The 13703-nt window shown below is 67.7% G+C and carries 24 protein-coding genes; all 24 read left to right on the top strand.

The features are described 5' to 3' along the window. The first annotated feature begins 250 nt into the window (after positions 1–250). The 24 genes from rpsJ to map all read left to right on the top strand — a co-directional run bounded on the left by rpsJ (position 251) and on the right by map (position 13652). On the top strand, positions 251–559 hold the full coding sequence (gene rpsJ, locus FK267_RS04200; protein ID WP_003786051.1) for a 30S ribosomal protein S10: 309 nt from the start codon (positions 251–253) through the stop codon (positions 557–559). An 8-nt stretch (positions 560–567) separates the two neighbouring features. Further along, entirely contained in the window at positions 568–1236 is a 669-nt protein-coding gene (rplC, locus tag FK267_RS04195) for a 50S ribosomal protein L3 (protein WP_003789295.1), read from the top strand. Between the two features lie 4 nt (positions 1237–1240). After that, positions 1241–1885, top strand: coding sequence for a 50S ribosomal protein L4 (gene rplD / locus FK267_RS04190; protein ID WP_009403568.1), 645 nt, complete (start codon positions 1241–1243; stop codon positions 1883–1885). After that, positions 1882–2184: a 50S ribosomal protein L23 gene (gene rplW, locus FK267_RS04185; protein WP_003786064.1), complete on the top strand. Its 303-nt coding sequence runs from the start codon at positions 1882–1884 to the stop codon at positions 2182–2184. The genes rplD and rplW overlap by 4 nt, the downstream gene beginning before the upstream one ends. A 26-nt stretch (positions 2185–2210) precedes the next feature. Then, positions 2211–3047, top strand: a complete 837-nt coding sequence (rplB, locus tag FK267_RS04180; RefSeq protein WP_009747234.1) for a 50S ribosomal protein L2 — start codon at positions 2211–2213, stop codon at positions 3045–3047. 14 nt (positions 3048–3061) lie between these two features. Continuing rightward, positions 3062–3340, top strand: coding sequence for a 30S ribosomal protein S19 (gene rpsS / locus FK267_RS04175; RefSeq protein WP_003786073.1), 279 nt, complete (start codon positions 3062–3064; stop codon positions 3338–3340). A 31-nt stretch (positions 3341–3371) separates the two neighbouring features. Next, positions 3372–3749, top strand: a complete 378-nt coding sequence (gene rplV, locus FK267_RS04170; protein WP_003789298.1) for a 50S ribosomal protein L22 — start codon at positions 3372–3374, stop codon at positions 3747–3749. Next, positions 3749–4570: a 30S ribosomal protein S3 gene (gene rpsC, locus FK267_RS04165; RefSeq protein WP_003789299.1), complete on the top strand. Its 822-nt coding sequence runs from the start codon at positions 3749–3751 to the stop codon at positions 4568–4570. The genes rplV and rpsC overlap by 1 nt, the downstream gene beginning before the upstream one ends. A gap of 3 nt (positions 4571–4573) precedes the next feature. Next, entirely contained in the window at positions 4574–4993 is a 420-nt protein-coding gene (gene rplP / locus FK267_RS04160) for a 50S ribosomal protein L16 (protein ID WP_003781881.1), read from the top strand. Further along, positions 4993–5238, top strand: a complete 246-nt coding sequence (rpmC, locus tag FK267_RS04155; RefSeq protein ID WP_009403578.1) for a 50S ribosomal protein L29 — start codon at positions 4993–4995, stop codon at positions 5236–5238. Before rplP ends, rpmC begins: the two co-directional genes overlap by 1 nt. Then, positions 5235–5528, top strand: coding sequence for a 30S ribosomal protein S17 (gene rpsQ / locus FK267_RS04150; RefSeq protein WP_003789301.1), 294 nt, complete (start codon positions 5235–5237; stop codon positions 5526–5528). The genes rpmC and rpsQ overlap by 4 nt, the downstream gene beginning before the upstream one ends. Positions 5529–6106: 578 nt before the next feature. Further along, positions 6107–6475, top strand: a complete 369-nt coding sequence (gene rplN / locus FK267_RS04145) for a 50S ribosomal protein L14 (protein WP_003781898.1) — start codon at positions 6107–6109, stop codon at positions 6473–6475. A gap of 2 nt (positions 6476–6477) precedes the next feature. Next, complete coding sequence (gene rplX / locus FK267_RS04140) at positions 6478–6822, top strand: 50S ribosomal protein L24 (protein ID WP_003781892.1); 345 nt, start codon at positions 6478–6480, stop codon at positions 6820–6822. A gap of 2 nt (positions 6823–6824) precedes the next feature. Beyond that, a complete protein-coding gene (gene rplE / locus FK267_RS04135; RefSeq protein ID WP_009396382.1) occupies positions 6825–7382 on the top strand; it encodes a 50S ribosomal protein L5 in 558 nt (185 codons plus the stop codon). Between the two features lies 1 nt (position 7383). Beyond that, positions 7384–7569 (top strand): type Z 30S ribosomal protein S14, encoded by a 186-nt coding sequence (locus FK267_RS04130; RefSeq protein WP_003781856.1) that lies wholly within the window; start codon positions 7384–7386, stop codon positions 7567–7569. Positions 7570–7627: 58 nt separating this feature from the next. Next, positions 7628–8026, top strand: a complete 399-nt coding sequence (gene rpsH / locus FK267_RS04125; RefSeq protein ID WP_003789305.1) for a 30S ribosomal protein S8 — start codon at positions 7628–7630, stop codon at positions 8024–8026. 21 nt (positions 8027–8047) lie between these two features. Beyond that, positions 8048–8587, top strand: a complete 540-nt coding sequence (gene rplF / locus FK267_RS04120; RefSeq protein WP_003789306.1) for a 50S ribosomal protein L6 — start codon at positions 8048–8050, stop codon at positions 8585–8587. Positions 8588–8589: 2 nt separating this feature from the next. After that, entirely contained in the window at positions 8590–8970 is a 381-nt protein-coding gene (gene rplR / locus FK267_RS04115; RefSeq protein WP_003789309.1) for a 50S ribosomal protein L18, read from the top strand. Positions 8971–9004: 34 nt separating this feature from the next. Further along, positions 9005–9712 (top strand): 30S ribosomal protein S5, encoded by a 708-nt coding sequence (gene rpsE / locus FK267_RS04110; protein WP_003789310.1) that lies wholly within the window; start codon positions 9005–9007, stop codon positions 9710–9712. Next, a complete protein-coding gene (gene rpmD / locus FK267_RS04105) occupies positions 9712–9918 on the top strand; it encodes a 50S ribosomal protein L30 (protein ID WP_009396392.1) in 207 nt (68 codons plus the stop codon). Before rpsE ends, rpmD begins: the two co-directional genes overlap by 1 nt. A gap of 1 nt (position 9919) precedes the next feature. Next, positions 9920–10396: a 50S ribosomal protein L15 gene (gene rplO / locus FK267_RS04100; protein WP_003789315.1), complete on the top strand. Its 477-nt coding sequence runs from the start codon at positions 9920–9922 to the stop codon at positions 10394–10396. A 353-nt stretch (positions 10397–10749) separates the two neighbouring features. Next, positions 10750–12051 (top strand): preprotein translocase subunit SecY, encoded by a 1302-nt coding sequence (gene secY, locus FK267_RS04095; RefSeq protein ID WP_070511607.1) that lies wholly within the window; start codon positions 10750–10752, stop codon positions 12049–12051. After that, positions 12048–12635, top strand: coding sequence for an adenylate kinase (locus FK267_RS04090; RefSeq protein ID WP_198498102.1), 588 nt, complete (start codon positions 12048–12050; stop codon positions 12633–12635). Before secY ends, FK267_RS04090 begins: the two co-directional genes overlap by 4 nt. A 135-nt stretch (positions 12636–12770) precedes the next feature. Further along, positions 12771–13652 carry a type I methionyl aminopeptidase gene (gene map, locus FK267_RS04085; RefSeq protein WP_075378882.1) on the top strand — a complete coding sequence of 294 codons (882 nt, stop codon included), beginning with the start codon at positions 12771–12773 and terminating at the stop codon, positions 13650–13652. Positions 13653–13703: the final 51 nt, after the last annotated feature.

The following is a 13703-nucleotide window of genomic DNA, read 5'->3' as shown; positions in this document are numbered from 1 at the left end:
CTGGGTTCCGCTGCCCGCGCGGGCCCTGATACCGTAATCCGGCCGGCCAAGGGCGTGCACATGCGTGCCCCTGGTTGTGCCGCCCCGGGATCGCCCCGGGATTCATACTGACGGACCCGTTCCTCCTGAACGGGTTTCCGTGTGTCCAGACCGGTTCACCGCCTCCCATCGCGGGAGCGGCGCGCGTCCTGAAGCGACACGCCCGAGCGCGTGGACCGGCCAGAAGCAAGTACAAGAGAGGTTAGGCGCCATGGCGGGACAGAAGATCCGCATCCGGCTCAAGTCCTACGACCACGAGGTCATTGACTCCTCGGCGCGCAAGATCGTCGACGTCGTGACCCGCGCTGGCGCGACGGTCGTGGGCCCGGTGCCGCTGCCGACCGAGAAGAACGTGTTCTGCGTGATCCGGTCGCCGCACAAGTACAAGGACAGCCGCGAGCACTTCGAGATGCGCACGCACAAGCGGCTGATCGACATCGTCGACCCGACGCCCAAGGCCGTCGACTCGCTCATGCGTCTCGACCTGCCCGCTGACGTCAACATCGAGATCAAGCTCTGAGGACTGCCATGACAACGCTTAACACGCCGGCTGCCGCCGCGCCTGCCAAGGCGCTGCTCGGCACCAAGCTCGGCATGACGCAGATCTGGGACGAGAACGGGGTCCTGCGCCCTGTGACCGTCGTCCGGGTCGACACCAACGTCGTGACCCAGGTCCGCACCATCGAGACCGATGGCTACGAGGCCGTTCAGCTCGCCTTCGGCGACATCGACGCCAGCAAGGTCACCAAGCCGCTCGCCGGCCACTTCGCCAAGGCCGGGGTCGAGCCCCGCCGCCACGTGGCGGAGATCCGCACCTCCCTGGCGTCGGAGTTCACCCCCGGCCAGGAGCTGGCCGCTGACACCTTTGAGGTCGGCCAGCTGGTCGACGTCACCGGGACCTCCAAGGGTAAGGGGTTCGCCGGTGTCATGAAGCGCCACGGCTTCGCCGGTGTGGGCGCCTCCCACGGTGCTCACCGCAACCACCGCAAGCCCGGCTCCATCGGCGCCTGCGCCACCCCCGGGCGCATCTTCAAGGGCCTGCGCATGGCCGGTCGTATGGGCCACGCGCGCCGCACCGTCCAGAACCTCAAGATCCGCGGCATCGACGTTGACAAGGGCGTTCTGCTCGTCAACGGCGCGATCCCCGGCCCCAAGGGCTCGGTCGTCGTCGTCCGCACCGCCGTGAAGGGAGCCTGAGACCATGACTGAGGCACTCACCGTCGACGTCGTCGACTCCGCGGGCAAGAAGACCGGCAGCGTCGAGCTGCCCGCCGAGGTCTTCGACGCCCCCCTCAACATTCCGCTCATGCACCAGGTGGTCGTCGGCCAGCTGGCCGCGGCCCGCCAGGGCACCCACGCCACCAAGACCCGCGGCGACGTCCGCGGCGGTGGCCGCAAGCCCTACCGCCAGAAGGGCACCGGCCGCGCCCGCCAGGGCTCGACCCGCGCCCCGCAGTTCGTCGGCGGTGGCACCGTCCATGGCCCGCAGCCGCGCGACTACACCCAGCGGACCCCCAAGAAAATGAAGGCCGCCGCCCTGCGCAGCGCCCTGTCCGACCGCGCCCGCAACGGCCGCGTCCACGTCATCACCGAGTTCGTCACCACCACGGTGCCCTCCACCAAGAACGCCCTGGTCGCGCTGCGCAACCTCACCGACCGCAAGGCCCTGGTGATTGTGGACCGTCAGGACGACCTGTCCAGGCTCAGCCTGCGCAACGCCCCCGAGGCGCACGTCCTGTGGGCCGACCAGCTCAACACCTACGACGTCCTCAAGTCCGACGACGTCGTCTTCACGGCCTCTGGCCTGGACGCGTTCCTGGGCAAGGGTGAGGAGGAGTCCAAGTGAGCCTCGAGAAGTCCAAGAACCCCCGCGACGTCATCATCGCGCCGGTGGTCTCCGAGAAGTCCTACGCCTGCATGGACCGTGGCCAGTACACGTTCATCGTGGCGCCGGGTTCCAACAAGACCGAGATCAAGCAGGCCGTTGAGGCCATCTTCGATGTCAAGGTCTCCTCGGTGAACACCATCAACCGCAAGGGCAAGACGCACCGCACCCGCACCGGGATCGGCAAGTCCAAGGACACCCGCCGTGCGATCGTCACCCTGCGCGAGGGGACCATCGACATCTTCGGTGATGTGGCCTAGTGCGCCACGGAAGGTAAAGGATCGATATGGGAATCCGTAAGTACAAGCCCACGACCCCGGGTCGTCGCGGCTCCTCCGTGGCCGACTTCGTGGAGATCACGCGCAGCACGCCCGAGAAGTCGCTGGTGCGCCCGCTGAGCAAGTCCGGTGGACGTAACTCCTCCGGTCGTATCACTACCCGCCACAAGGGTGGTGGCCACAAGCGCGCCTACCGTCTCATCGACTTCCGTCGTCACGACAAGGACGGCGTGCCCGCGAAGGTCGCTCACATCGAGTACGACCCCAACCGCACCGCGCGCATCGCCCTGCTGCACTACATGGACGGCGAGAAGCGCTACATCATCGCCCCGAACAAGCTCCGTCAGGGCGACGTCGTCGAGGCCGGCCCCAGCGCCGACATCAAGCCCGGCAACAACCTGCAGCTGCGTCACATCCCCACCGGTACGGTCGTCCACGCGGTCGAGCTGCGTCCCGGTGGCGGGGCCAAGATCGCTCGCAGCGCCGGCACCTCCGTTCAGCTGGTCGCCAAGGAGGGCAAGTACGCGCAGCTGCGCATGCCCTCCGGGGAGATCCGCAACGTGGAGGCCGCCTGCCGCGCCACCATCGGCGAGGTCGGCAACGCCGAGCAGTCCAACATCAACTGGGGCAAGGCCGGCCGTATGCGCTGGAAGGGCGTGCGCCCGACCGTCCGCGGTGTCGTCATGAACCCGGTGGACCACCCGCACGGTGGTGGTGAGGGCAAGACCTCCGGTGGTCGTCACCCCGTCTCGCCGTGGGGCAAGCCCGAGGGCCGCACCCGCCGTCCCAACAAGTCCAGCGACCGCCTCATCGTGCGTCGTCGTCGGACCGGCAAGAAGCGCTGATAGGAGCCTGAATCATGCCGCGTAGTCTGAAGAAGGGTCCCTTCGTCGACGACCACCTCCTTAAGAAGGTGGACGCTCAGAACGAGAAGGGCACCAAGAACGTCATTAAGACCTGGTCCCGCCGTTCGGTCATCACGCCGGACTTCCTGGGGCACACCTTCGCCGTCCACGACGGTCGCAAGCACGTGCCGGTCTTCGTTACCGAGTCCATGGTGGGCCACAAGCTCGGTGAGTTCGCTCCGACCCGCACCTTCCGCGGGCACGTCAAGGACGACCGCAAGTCGCGTCGCTGACGGACGTCGGAAAGTTTGAGAGGCAGAGAACATGGAAGCCAAGGCGCAGGCCAAGTACGTGCGCTGCACGCCGATGAAGGCGCGCCGGGTCGTGGACGTCGTCCGCGGCAAGCGCGCTGTCGAGGCCGTCAACGTGCTCCGATTCGCCCCGCAGGCCGCTGCGGTGCCGGTGCGCAAGGTCCTCGAGTCCGCAATCGCCAACGCCCGGTTCAAGGCTGAGCGTGACGGTGAGCGTTTCGACGAGAACGACCTGTTCATCATCGAGGCGTTCGCCGACGAGGGTCCCACCCTGAAGCGGTTCCGTCCCCGTGCACAGGGCCGGGCCAGCAGGATCCTCAAGCGGACCAGCCACATCACCGTCATCGTCGGGGACAAGTCCGACGCCGCAACGAAGGAAGGAGCCCGGTAATGGGGCAGAAGGTCAACCCGACCGGGTTCCGCCTGGGCATCACCACGGACCACCGCTCGCGCTGGTTCGCCGACTCCACCAAGCCCGGTCAGCGTTACCGCGACTTCGTGGAGGAGGATGTCAAGATCCGCCGCCTCATGGAGGACGGCATGGAGCGGGCCGGTATCTCCAAGGTCGACATCGAGCGCACTCGTGACCGCGTGCGCGTCGACCTGCACACCGCCCGTCCCGGCATCGTCATCGGTCGCCGTGGGGCCGAGGCCGAGCGCCTGCGCGGTCAGCTCGAGAAGCTGACCGGCAAGCAGGTCCAGCTCAACATCCTCGAGGTCAAGAGCCCCGACCTGGACGCCCAGCTGGTCGCCCAGGGTATCGCCGAGCAGCTCGCCTCCCGCGTGTCCTTCCGTCGCGCTATGCGCAAGGGCATGCAGTCCGCGATGCGCGCTGGCGCCAAGGGCATCCGGGTGCAGTGCTCCGGCCGCCTGGGCGGCGCTGAGATGAGCCGCAGCGAGTTCTACCGCGAGGGGCGCGTGCCGCTGCACACCCTGCGCGCGAACATCGACTACGGCTTCTACGAGGCCAAGACCACCTTCGGCCGCCTCGGCGTCAAGGTGTGGATCTACAAGGGCGACATCACCGAGCGCGAGTTCGCCCGCCAGCAGGCCGAGTCCGGCTCGCGTGGCCGGGGCCGGGGCGAGCGCCGCGGCGGCCGTCGTGGCGACCGCGGCGAGCGCGGTTCGCGTCAGAACACCGAGCAGCAGCAGGCCGCCGAGCAGACGCCGGCCGCCGAGACCGCTGCCGCAGACCAGGGAACGGAGGCCTGAGCCGTGCTCATCCCCCGCCGGACCAAGTTCCGCAAGCAGCACCGCCCGCACCGCACGGGCCTTTCCAAGGGCGGCAACCAGATCGCCTTCGGTGAGTACGGCATCCAGGCCCTCGAGCCCGCCTACATCACCAACCGCCAGATCGAGGCGGCCCGTATCGCCATGACCCGCCACATCAAGCGTGGCGGCAAGGTGTGGATCAACATCTTCCCGGACCGCCCCCTGACCAAGAAGCCCGCCGAGACCCGTATGGGTTCCGGTAAGGGTGCACCTGAGTGGTGGATCGCCAACGTCAAGCCCGGACGCATCCTGTTCGAGCTCGGCGGTGTCGATGAGGCCCTCGCCCGCGAGGCCATGCGCCGCGCACAGCACAAGCTTCCGATGAAGACCCGTTTCGTGACTCGTGAGGGTGGTGACGTCTGATGGCAATCGGTTCCAAGGGCCTGACCCCCGCCGACCTCGACGGCATGGACAACGAGCGCCTCTCCGAGGAGCTCTCCAAGGCCAAGGCCGAGCTGTTCAACCTCCGGTTCGCCTCGGCGACCGGCCAGCTCGAGGACCACGGACGTCTCAAGGCTGTGCGTCGCGACATCGCCCGCATCTACACGATCGTGCGCGAGCGTGAGCTCGGTATTCGCACCGCCCCGAGCACGGAGGAGTCCAAGTGAGCGAGCAGACCAGCACTGAGAACGTCGAGCAGTCCACCGAGCGCCCCCAGCGCAAGGTGCGTCGCGGCTACGTCGTCTCCGACAAGATGGACAAGACGGTTGTCGTCCTCGTCGAGGAGCGCTACAAGCACTCCCTGTACGGCAAGGTCCTCCGTCGCTCCAAGAAGGTCAAGGTCCACGACGAGAACAACGAGGCCGGCGTCGGCGATCTCGTTTCCATCATGGAGACCCGCCCGCTGAGCGCCACCAAGCACTTCCGCCTCCTGGAGATCCTCGAGCGCGCCAAGTGACCCTCGGCTGAACGCCGTCCTCGACGACGTCGAGACGGCCACCGACGCCGCAGCATCCCACCCGGGAGGCTGCGGCGTCGGCGTTGTTGACGGCGGGTCCTGTCAATCACGGCCGACAGTCAAGTAGCGGATCGGGGACTGCGGTGTGCGACGGGGACGTCCTGTTCCCCCAAAGGACGATGGTCGTACCCCAGTCGTCTGGGGGGCAACGCAGTCCTCGGCGGGCAGGTACGTTGTCGATCAGGGGCTGACAGGACGGCCAGGTGCTTCGGGGTGCCGGTGGGGGAGGCCCGGGAAAAGCCGGTGAGCAAAGGCACAGGGCGGGCTGGTCATCTCAGGTTCCGCGTGATGCGGCGGCTGGACTAGGCTAACGGAGTTGCGCGCGCCCTCGGTGCGCCCGGCAGAGACCTCGTGCAGTATGCGCCTGTGTCTGTCGGGACAACGTACCGCGGGAATCCCCTATCCCTGGGTCAGCATCGTGCGGCCTGCGGCCGGGGGAGACGTGTGCAAGACCAGAAGAACGTTCGGCCAGGCTCAGGAGCTTCCTGAGAACCGGCTCGACGACAGGAGAACACTCAATGATCCAGCAGGAGTCGCGACTGAAGGTCGCCGACAACACCGGTGCCAAGGAGATCCTTTGCATCCGTGTTCTCGGTGGATCGGGTCGGCGCTATGCGGGTATCGGCGACACGATCGTCGCCACCGTCAAGGACGCCATTCCCGGCGGCAACGTGAAGAAGGGCGAGGTCGTCAAGGCCGTCGTCGTGCGTGCCCGCAAGGAGCGTCGTCGTCCCGACGGCTCATACATCCGCTTCGACGAGAACGCCGCCGTCATCCTCAAGAACGATGGGGAGCCGCGCGGTACGCGCATCTTCGGCCCCGTCGGCCGTGAGCTTCGTGAGAAGAAGTTCATGCGCATCGTCTCGCTCGCCCCGGAGGTGATCTGAACATGGCACGCATCAAGAAGGGCGACCAGGTCATCGTCATCGCCGGTAAGGACAAGGGCAAGACCGGCCGCGTTCTGGAGGTCCTCAAGGGCACTGACCGTGTCATCGTCGAGGGCGTCCAGCGCGTGACCAAGCACACCAAGGTGGGGCAGTCCCAGCAGGGCGCCCGCACCGGCGGCATCGAGACCGTTGAGGCGCCCATCCACGCCTCCAACGTCATGCTCGTCGACCCCAAGACGAAGAAGCGCACCCGCGTGGGCTTCCGAGTCGAGGAGGGCGTGCGTCCCGACGGCCGCAAGCGCACCGTCCGCGTGCGTTACGCCAAGAAGAGCGGGGAGGACCTGTGACCATGGCTGAGAAGACCACCCCCCGTCTCAAGACGAAGTACACCGAGGAGGTGCGCCCCGCCCTGCTCAAGGAGTTCCAGCACGGCAACGTGATGGAGGTCGGGCGCGTCGTCAAGGTTGTCGTCAACATGGGTGTGGGCGAGGCCGCCCACGACTCCAAGATGATCGAGGGAGCCGTGCGCGACCTCGCCGCCATCACCGGCCAGAAGCCCCAGGTCACCCGGGCCCGCAAGTCCATCGCGCAGTTCAAGCTGCGTGAGGGTATGCCGATCGGCGCGCACTCCACGCTGCGCGGCGACCGCATGTGGGAGTTCCTGGACCGTCTGGTCTCGATCTCGCTGCCCCGTATCCGCGACTTCCGCGGTCTGAGCCCCAAGCAGTTCGACGGGAACGGCAACTACACCTTCGGTCTGACCGAGCAGGCTGTCTTCCACGAGATCGACCAGGACCAGATCGACCGCGTCCGCGGCATGGACATCACCGTGGTGACCACGGCCAAGACCGACGAGGAGGCCCGCTCGCTGCTCAAGCAGCTCGGCTTCCCCTTCAAGGAGAAGTGAGATGGCGAAGACCGCACTGATTGAGAAGGCGAACCGCAAGCCCAAGTTCGGTGTCCGTGCCTACACGCGCTGCCAGCGCTGCGGCCGCCCGCACTCGGTCTACCGCAAGTTCGGCCTGTGCCGTATCTGCCTGCGTGAGATGGCCCTTCGCGGCGAGCTCCCGGGCGTGAGCAAGTCCAGCTGGTAAGAACTTACGTCGCAGGTCCGCTGAGGAAACCACGACGAGGAAGGGCTAAGGCCCACTCATGACAATGACAGACCCCATCGCAGACATGCTGACCCGTCTGCGCAACGCAAACAGCGCCTACCACGACACCGTGTCGATGCCGTCGAGCAAGCTCAAGGTGAACATCGCCGAGATGCTCAAGGCCGAGGGCTACATCGCCGGCTACGAGGTCACGGACGCCGAGGTCGGCAAGACGCTCACGCTGAGCCTCAAGTACGGAGCCAACCGCCAGCGGGCCATCCAGGGCCTGCGCCGGATCTCCAAGCCCGGCCTGCGCGTCTACGCCAAGTCCACCAACCTGCCCAAGGTCCTCGGCGGCCTGGGAGTGGCGATCCTGTCCACCTCCTCCGGCCTCCTGACCGACAAGCAGGCCGAGTCGCGTGGCGTGGGCGGCGAAGTCCTCGCCTACGTCTGGTAAGAGAAGGAACGGAGGAAAACCATGTCTCGTATTGGACGGCTCCCCGTTCCGGTTCCTGCCGGAGTGGACGTCACCATCGACGGCCAGGACGTGACGGTCAAGGGCCCCAAGGGCACCCTGTCCCGCACGATCAGCGAGCCCCTGAGCGTCACCCGCCAGGAGGACGGCTCCATCCTGGTCACGCGCCCCGACGACGAGCGCCGCTCGCGCTCGCTGCACGGACTGTCGCGCACCCTCATCAACAACATGGTGATCGGCGTCACCGAGGGCTACTCCAAGCAGCTCGAGATCGTCGGCACCGGTTACCGCGTCGCCGCCAAGGGCCAGAGCATCGAGCTCTCCCTCGGCTTCTCTCACACCGTGACCGTTGAGCCCCCCGAGGGCATCACCTTCACGGTTGACGGCAACCTGAAGATCACCGTCTCCGGTATCTCCAAGGAGCAGGTCGGCGAGGTCGCGGCGAACATTCGCAAGATCCGTCCGCCGGAGCCCTACAAGGGCAAGGGCGTGCGCTACGCCGGCGAGAACGTGCGCCGCAAGGTCGGAAAGGCTGGTAAGTGACCATGGCTTACTCGATCAAGAGGGGCAAGGGCAACCCCCGCGCCATCGCCCGCAAGATCCGTCACCAGCGCGTGCGCAAGCACATCTCCGGCACGCCCGAGCGTCCCCGCCTGGTGGTCACCCGGTCCAACCGCCACATGGTGGCTCAGGTCGTGGACGACACCATCGGCCACACCCTGTGCGCCGCCTCCACCTTGGAGGAGGCCGCCAAGGGCGTCGAGGGCCACAAGGTGGGCGCCGCCCACAAGGTCGGCGAGCTCATCGCCGAGCGCGCCAAGGCGCTGGGCATCGAGGCAGTCGTGTTCGACCGCGGCGGCAACAAGTACCACGGCCGTGTCGCGGCCGTCGCCGAGGGCGCCCGTGAGGGCGGCCTGAAGCTGTGAGCACTAAGACGACGAGAAAGCAGAGGAACATCTGATGGCTGCACCGCAGCGAGACAGGTCCGCGTCGTCCGACGGCTCGGCCCAGCGCGAGAACGACGAGCGCCGGGGCGAGGGCCGCGGCCGCCGCGACCGCAACAACGACCGCCGCGACCGTGGTCGCGGCAACGACGACAAGTACATCGAGCGCGTCGTCACCATCAACCGCGTGTCCAAGGTCGTCAAGGGCGGCCGCCGTTTCACCTTCACGGCCCTCGTGGTCGTCGGTGACGGTGAGGGCACCGTCGGCGTGGGCTACGGCAAGGCGAAGGAAGTTCCCTCCGCCATCGCCAAGGCCGTCGAGATCGCGAAGAAGAACTTCTTCCACGTCCCGATGATCCGCCGCACCATCCCGCACCTGGTCCAGGGTGAGGACTCCGCCGGAGTCGTCCTCCTGCGCCCGGCGTCCCCCGGTACCGGTGTTATCGCCGGCGGTCCGGTGCGCGCCGTGCTGGACTGCGCCGGTGTCCACGACATCCTGTCCAAGTCGCTGGGCTCCTCCAACGCGATCAACATCGTGCACGCCACGGTGGACGCCCTCAAGCAGCTGGAGCAGCCCGAGGCCGTTGCGGCCCGCCGTGGCCTGCCCCTGGAGGACGTCGCCCCGCAGTCCATGCTGCGGGCCCGCGCCGAGGGCGAGGCCGACAAGCGCGCTCAGGCTGAGAAGCAGGAGGCCGAGAAGGCCGCTGAAGGAGTGGGTGCGTGATGGCTGAGTCCGCATCGAAGCAGATGACCAAGCAGCTCAAGGTCACTCAGGTCCGCTCTGGCATCGGGGGCACCCACCGCCAGCGCGAGTCCCTCAAGACCCTGGGTCTGCGCAAGATCCGCCAGTCCGTCGTGCGCGAGGACAGCCCCAGCGTGCGCGGCCTGATTGCCACGGTGCACCACCTGGTCACCGTTGAGGAGGTCTGAGATGGCTGACACCGAGAACACGCAGGAGGAGAAGGTGCGCGTCGTCAAGCTGCACCACCTGCGTCCCGCCCCCGGCGCCAAGAAGGCCAAGACCCGCGTGGGTCGTGGTGAGGCGTCCAAGGGTAAGACCGCCGGTCGCGGTACCAAGGGCACCAAGGCTCGTTACCAGGTCCGTCCTGGTTTCGAGGGTGGCCAGATGCCGCTGCACATGCGTCTTCCCAAGCTGCGCGGCTTCCGCAACCCCAACCGGGTCGAGTTCCAGCCCGTGAACGTCGGCCGCATCGCCGAGCTGTTCCCCGAGGGCGGCACGGTGACCGTGGAGGACCTCGTCGCCAAGGGTGCGGTTCGCAAGAACCAGCTCGTCAAGGTTCTCGGCGGCGGCGACGTCACCGTGGCCCTGACGCTCACGGTCGACGCCTGGTCCGGCTCCGCCAAGGAGAAGATCGAGGCCGCCGGCGGCACCATCGCCACGCGCTGAACGTCGTCGGGCCGAGCCCGGCACGGGTGGTGACACCCCGACGGCGCGGCCCTGACGAGTAGCGACATCACAGACCCCGGCGGTCCAGGGAAACCTGGGCCGCCGGGGTCTGTCGCGCGCGGGCGTCGCACCGCACGGCGGCTCCTGCGCACTTGCGGCCGGGTGCCTTGGATCACCCCGGGCAACCACACCGGGACGAGACGTGAGAAAACCCGCACCCCAGCCACGTTGCAAGCCCATCTCAGCGCCCAGGTGGCGAGCTCGGCGGGGTAGTCTGGGCCGGGCGCAGTTCCCCTGCGCTCCGCCTTGCTGCCCGCAAGGCCGAACCCACCCCCGAGTCCACAGGAGATCGAGTGCTCAGCGCGTTCACTCAGGCGTTCAGAACGCCAGACCTCAGGGCGAAGCTGCTCTTCACCCTCGGCATCATGGCCCTGTTCCGGCTCGGGTCGATCCTGCCGGCGCCCGGCGTCAACCTGGCCAACGCCAAGTACTGCATCGGGGAGGCCGGCAAGGACCAGAACCTCCTCAGCCTGGTCAACGTCTTCTCCGGTGGTGCGCTGCTCCAGCTGAGCGTCTTCGCGCTGGGCATCATGCCCTACATCACCGCCTCCATCATCATCCAGCTCCTGCGGGTCGTCATCCCCCGCTTCGAGGAGCTCCACAAGGAGGGGCAGGCGGGCACCGCCAAACTCACCGAGTACACCCGCTACCTCACCATCGGCCTGGGACTGCTGCAGTCCAGCACCATCGTGGCCACGGCCAAGAGCGGTCAGCTCTTCCAGGGGTGCGCCAGGGCCCAGCACATCATCGCCGGCGACTCGATCGTCACCCCGCTGCTCATCATCATCACCATGACCGCCGGCACCGGCCTCATCATGTGGCTGGGTGAGCTCATCACCGAGCGCGGCATCGGCAACGGCATGTCGCTGCTCATCTTCACCTCCATCGTGGCCCAGTTCCCCTCCAACATGTTCTCCATCGCCGGAGGCAACAACGGCGCGGCCAACTTCGCCATCATCGTGGCCGTCGTCCTCCTGGCCACCCTCGCGGTCGTGTACATCGAGCAGGCCCAGAGGCGCATCCCCGTGCAGTACGCCAAGCGGATGATCGGGCGTCGCCAGTACGGCGGCTCGACCACCTACATCCCGGTCAAGATCAACACCGCCGGCGTCATCCCCGTCATCTTCGCCTCCTCGATCCTGGCCATGCCCCAGCTCATCGCCGGCTTCGGAAACCAGACGAGCAAGTGGGTGCAGTGGATTCTGACCAACCTGCAGCAGACGAGCCCGATCTATCTGACCGCCTACGGCGTCCTCATCCTGTTCTTCGCCTTCTTCTACACGGCCATCACCTTCGACGCCGAGGAGATCGCGGACAACATGAAGCGCTACGGCGGCTTCATCCCCGGCATCCGCGCCGGCGAGCCCACCGTGCGCTACCTGTCCTACGTCATCAACCGCATTACGACGGCCGGCTCCATCTACCTGGTGGTCCTCGCCCTCATCCCGACGCTCGCCGTCATCTGGCTGGACCTGGCTCAGCACCTGCCCTTCGGTGGAACCACTATCCTCATCATGGTGGGTGTGGGCCTCCAGACCGTCAAGGAAGTCAACTCCCAGCTGCAGCAGCGTCACTACGAAGGGTTCTTGTCATGAGCGCACGCATGGTTCTTCTCGGTCCCCCCGGAGCGGGTAAGGGCACCCAGGCCGCCCGGATCGCCGAGCGCCTGAACATCCCGGCCATCTCCACCGGAGACATCTTCCGCGCCAACGTCGCCGGCGCCACCGAGCTCGGCACCCAGGCCAAGGCCTACATGGACAAGGGCGAGTACGTCCCCGACTCCATCACCAACGCCATGGTGGCCGACCGCATCGCCCAGGCCGACTGTGAGAACGGATTCCTCCTGGACGGCTACCCGCGCACCACGGCCCAGGTCGGAGAGCTCGACTCCATGCTGAAGGCCTCGGGCCTGGCCCTCGACGTCGTCGTCGAGATTACCGCCGACGCCGAGGCCGTCGTCGCCCGCCTGCTCAAGCGGGCCGGCGAGCAGGGGCGCGCCGACGACACCGAGCCGGTCATCCGCCGCCGCCTCGAGGTCTACGCCGAGTCCACGGCGCCGCTGGCCGGGCTCTACGCCGAGCGCGACCTGCTGGTTCAGGTCGACGGCATGGGCGAGATCGACGTCGTCACCGGCCGCATCATGGAGGCCCTCGCCTCCCGCGGCATCACCGGCTCCTGAAGCCCACGCTCACCGGCGGGTCGTCTGCTCACGCGGACGACCCGCCTGCGCATGCTCCGGCCCGTCCCCGTCCCTGACGGGGGAGCCGGAACCGCCCCAGGCCCAGCCCGCTACACACGACCCCAGGAGGCACCCGTGCTCTCACGCGAACAGATCCAGATCAAGACGCCGGAGCAGGTTCGTCTCATGCGCCGGGCCGGGCTCGTCGTCGCCGACATCCACGCCGCCTTGCGCGAGGCGGTGCGCGCCGGCATCACCACCGCCGAGCTCGACGCCGTCTCGGCTGGGGTCATCAAGGCCGCCGGCGCCCACTCCAACTTCCTGGGCTACTACGACTACCCGGCCACCGTGTGCATCTCGGTCAACGAGGAGGTTGTCCACGGCATCCCCGGTGAGCGGGTTCTGGCCGACGGCGACCTGGTCACCTTCGACTGCGGCGCCTACATCGTCGACGAGGACGGCACTCAGTGGCACGGCGACGCCGCCTTCACCACTGTCGTCGGCGGGACCTACCTGAGCGAGACCGACCGGCTCGTGGATACCACCACCCGGCAGGCCCTGTGGGAGGCCATTGCCGCCGTCGCCCGCGCCGCAGCGGGGGAGGGGCGGGGGCGCCAGCTGTGCCTCAACGCGGTCGGCGACGCCGTCGAGACCGTTGTCGCGGAGGTGGCCGAGCGGGAGGGCCACGAGCTGGGGATCCTTCAGGAGTACGTCGGCCACGGTATCGGCACGAGCATGCACATGGCCCCCGACGTCCTCAACTACTCCGTCAAACGGCGCGGCCCCCGCCTGCGCCCCGGCATGGTGCTGGCCATCGAGCCCATGCTCACCGCTGGCAGCCCGGCCACCCGCGAGCTCGACGACGGCTGGACCGTCGTCACCCGGGACGGCTCCCACGCCGCCCAGTGGGAGCACACCGTGGCCATCGTCCCCGGCGGTGTCTGGGTCCTCACCGCGCCCGACGGCGGAGCCGAGGGCCTGGCCCCCTACGGCATCGAGCCCAAGGCGCTGGGCTGAGTCGCTGATGCGGGAACTGCTGCGGGGGTGCGTCCTCGACGACGCACGCGC

The sequence above is a fragment of the Actinomyces oris genome (assembly GCF_006546825.1).
Classification (GTDB): Bacteria; Actinomycetota; Actinomycetes; order Actinomycetales; family Actinomycetaceae; genus Actinomyces; species Actinomyces oris.
This window is presented reverse-complemented; position numbering and strand designations above follow the sequence as displayed.

Bases quoted from the DNA above. Each gene is read 5' to 3' on its own strand.
- rpsJ (WP_003786051.1), top strand. From the start codon at position 251: ATGGCGGGACAGAAGATCCGCATCCGGCTCAAGTCCTACGACCACGAG.
- rplC (WP_003789295.1), top strand. From the start codon at position 568: ATGACAACGCTTAACACGCCGGCTGCCGCCGCGCCTGCCAAGGCGCTG.
- rplD (WP_009403568.1), top strand. From the start codon at position 1,241: ATGACTGAGGCACTCACCGTCGACGTCGTCGACTCCGCGGGCAAGAAG.
- rplB (WP_009747234.1), top strand. From the start codon at position 2,211: ATGGGAATCCGTAAGTACAAGCCCACGACCCCGGGTCGTCGCGGCTCC.
- rpsS (WP_003786073.1), top strand. From the start codon at position 3,062: ATGCCGCGTAGTCTGAAGAAGGGTCCCTTCGTCGACGACCACCTCCTT.
- rplV (WP_003789298.1), top strand. From the start codon at position 3,372: ATGGAAGCCAAGGCGCAGGCCAAGTACGTGCGCTGCACGCCGATGAAG.
- rpsC (WP_003789299.1), top strand. From the start codon at position 3,749: ATGGGGCAGAAGGTCAACCCGACCGGGTTCCGCCTGGGCATCACCACG.
- rpmC (WP_009403578.1), top strand. From the start codon at position 4,993: ATGGCAATCGGTTCCAAGGGCCTGACCCCCGCCGACCTCGACGGCATG.
- rplN (WP_003781898.1), top strand. From the start codon at position 6,107: ATGATCCAGCAGGAGTCGCGACTGAAGGTCGCCGACAACACCGGTGCC.
- rplX (WP_003781892.1), top strand. From the start codon at position 6,478: ATGGCACGCATCAAGAAGGGCGACCAGGTCATCGTCATCGCCGGTAAG.
- rplE (WP_009396382.1), top strand. From the start codon at position 6,825: ATGGCTGAGAAGACCACCCCCCGTCTCAAGACGAAGTACACCGAGGAG.
- FK267_RS04130 (WP_003781856.1), top strand. From the start codon at position 7,384: ATGGCGAAGACCGCACTGATTGAGAAGGCGAACCGCAAGCCCAAGTTC.
- rpsH (WP_003789305.1), top strand. From the start codon at position 7,628: ATGACAATGACAGACCCCATCGCAGACATGCTGACCCGTCTGCGCAAC.
- rplF (WP_003789306.1), top strand. From the start codon at position 8,048: ATGTCTCGTATTGGACGGCTCCCCGTTCCGGTTCCTGCCGGAGTGGAC.
- rplR (WP_003789309.1), top strand. From the start codon at position 8,590: ATGGCTTACTCGATCAAGAGGGGCAAGGGCAACCCCCGCGCCATCGCC.
- rpsE (WP_003789310.1), top strand. From the start codon at position 9,005: ATGGCTGCACCGCAGCGAGACAGGTCCGCGTCGTCCGACGGCTCGGCC.
- rpmD (WP_009396392.1), top strand. From the start codon at position 9,712: ATGGCTGAGTCCGCATCGAAGCAGATGACCAAGCAGCTCAAGGTCACT.
- rplO (WP_003789315.1), top strand. From the start codon at position 9,920: ATGGCTGACACCGAGAACACGCAGGAGGAGAAGGTGCGCGTCGTCAAG.
- FK267_RS04090 (WP_198498102.1), top strand. From the start codon at position 12,048: ATGAGCGCACGCATGGTTCTTCTCGGTCCCCCCGGAGCGGGTAAGGGC.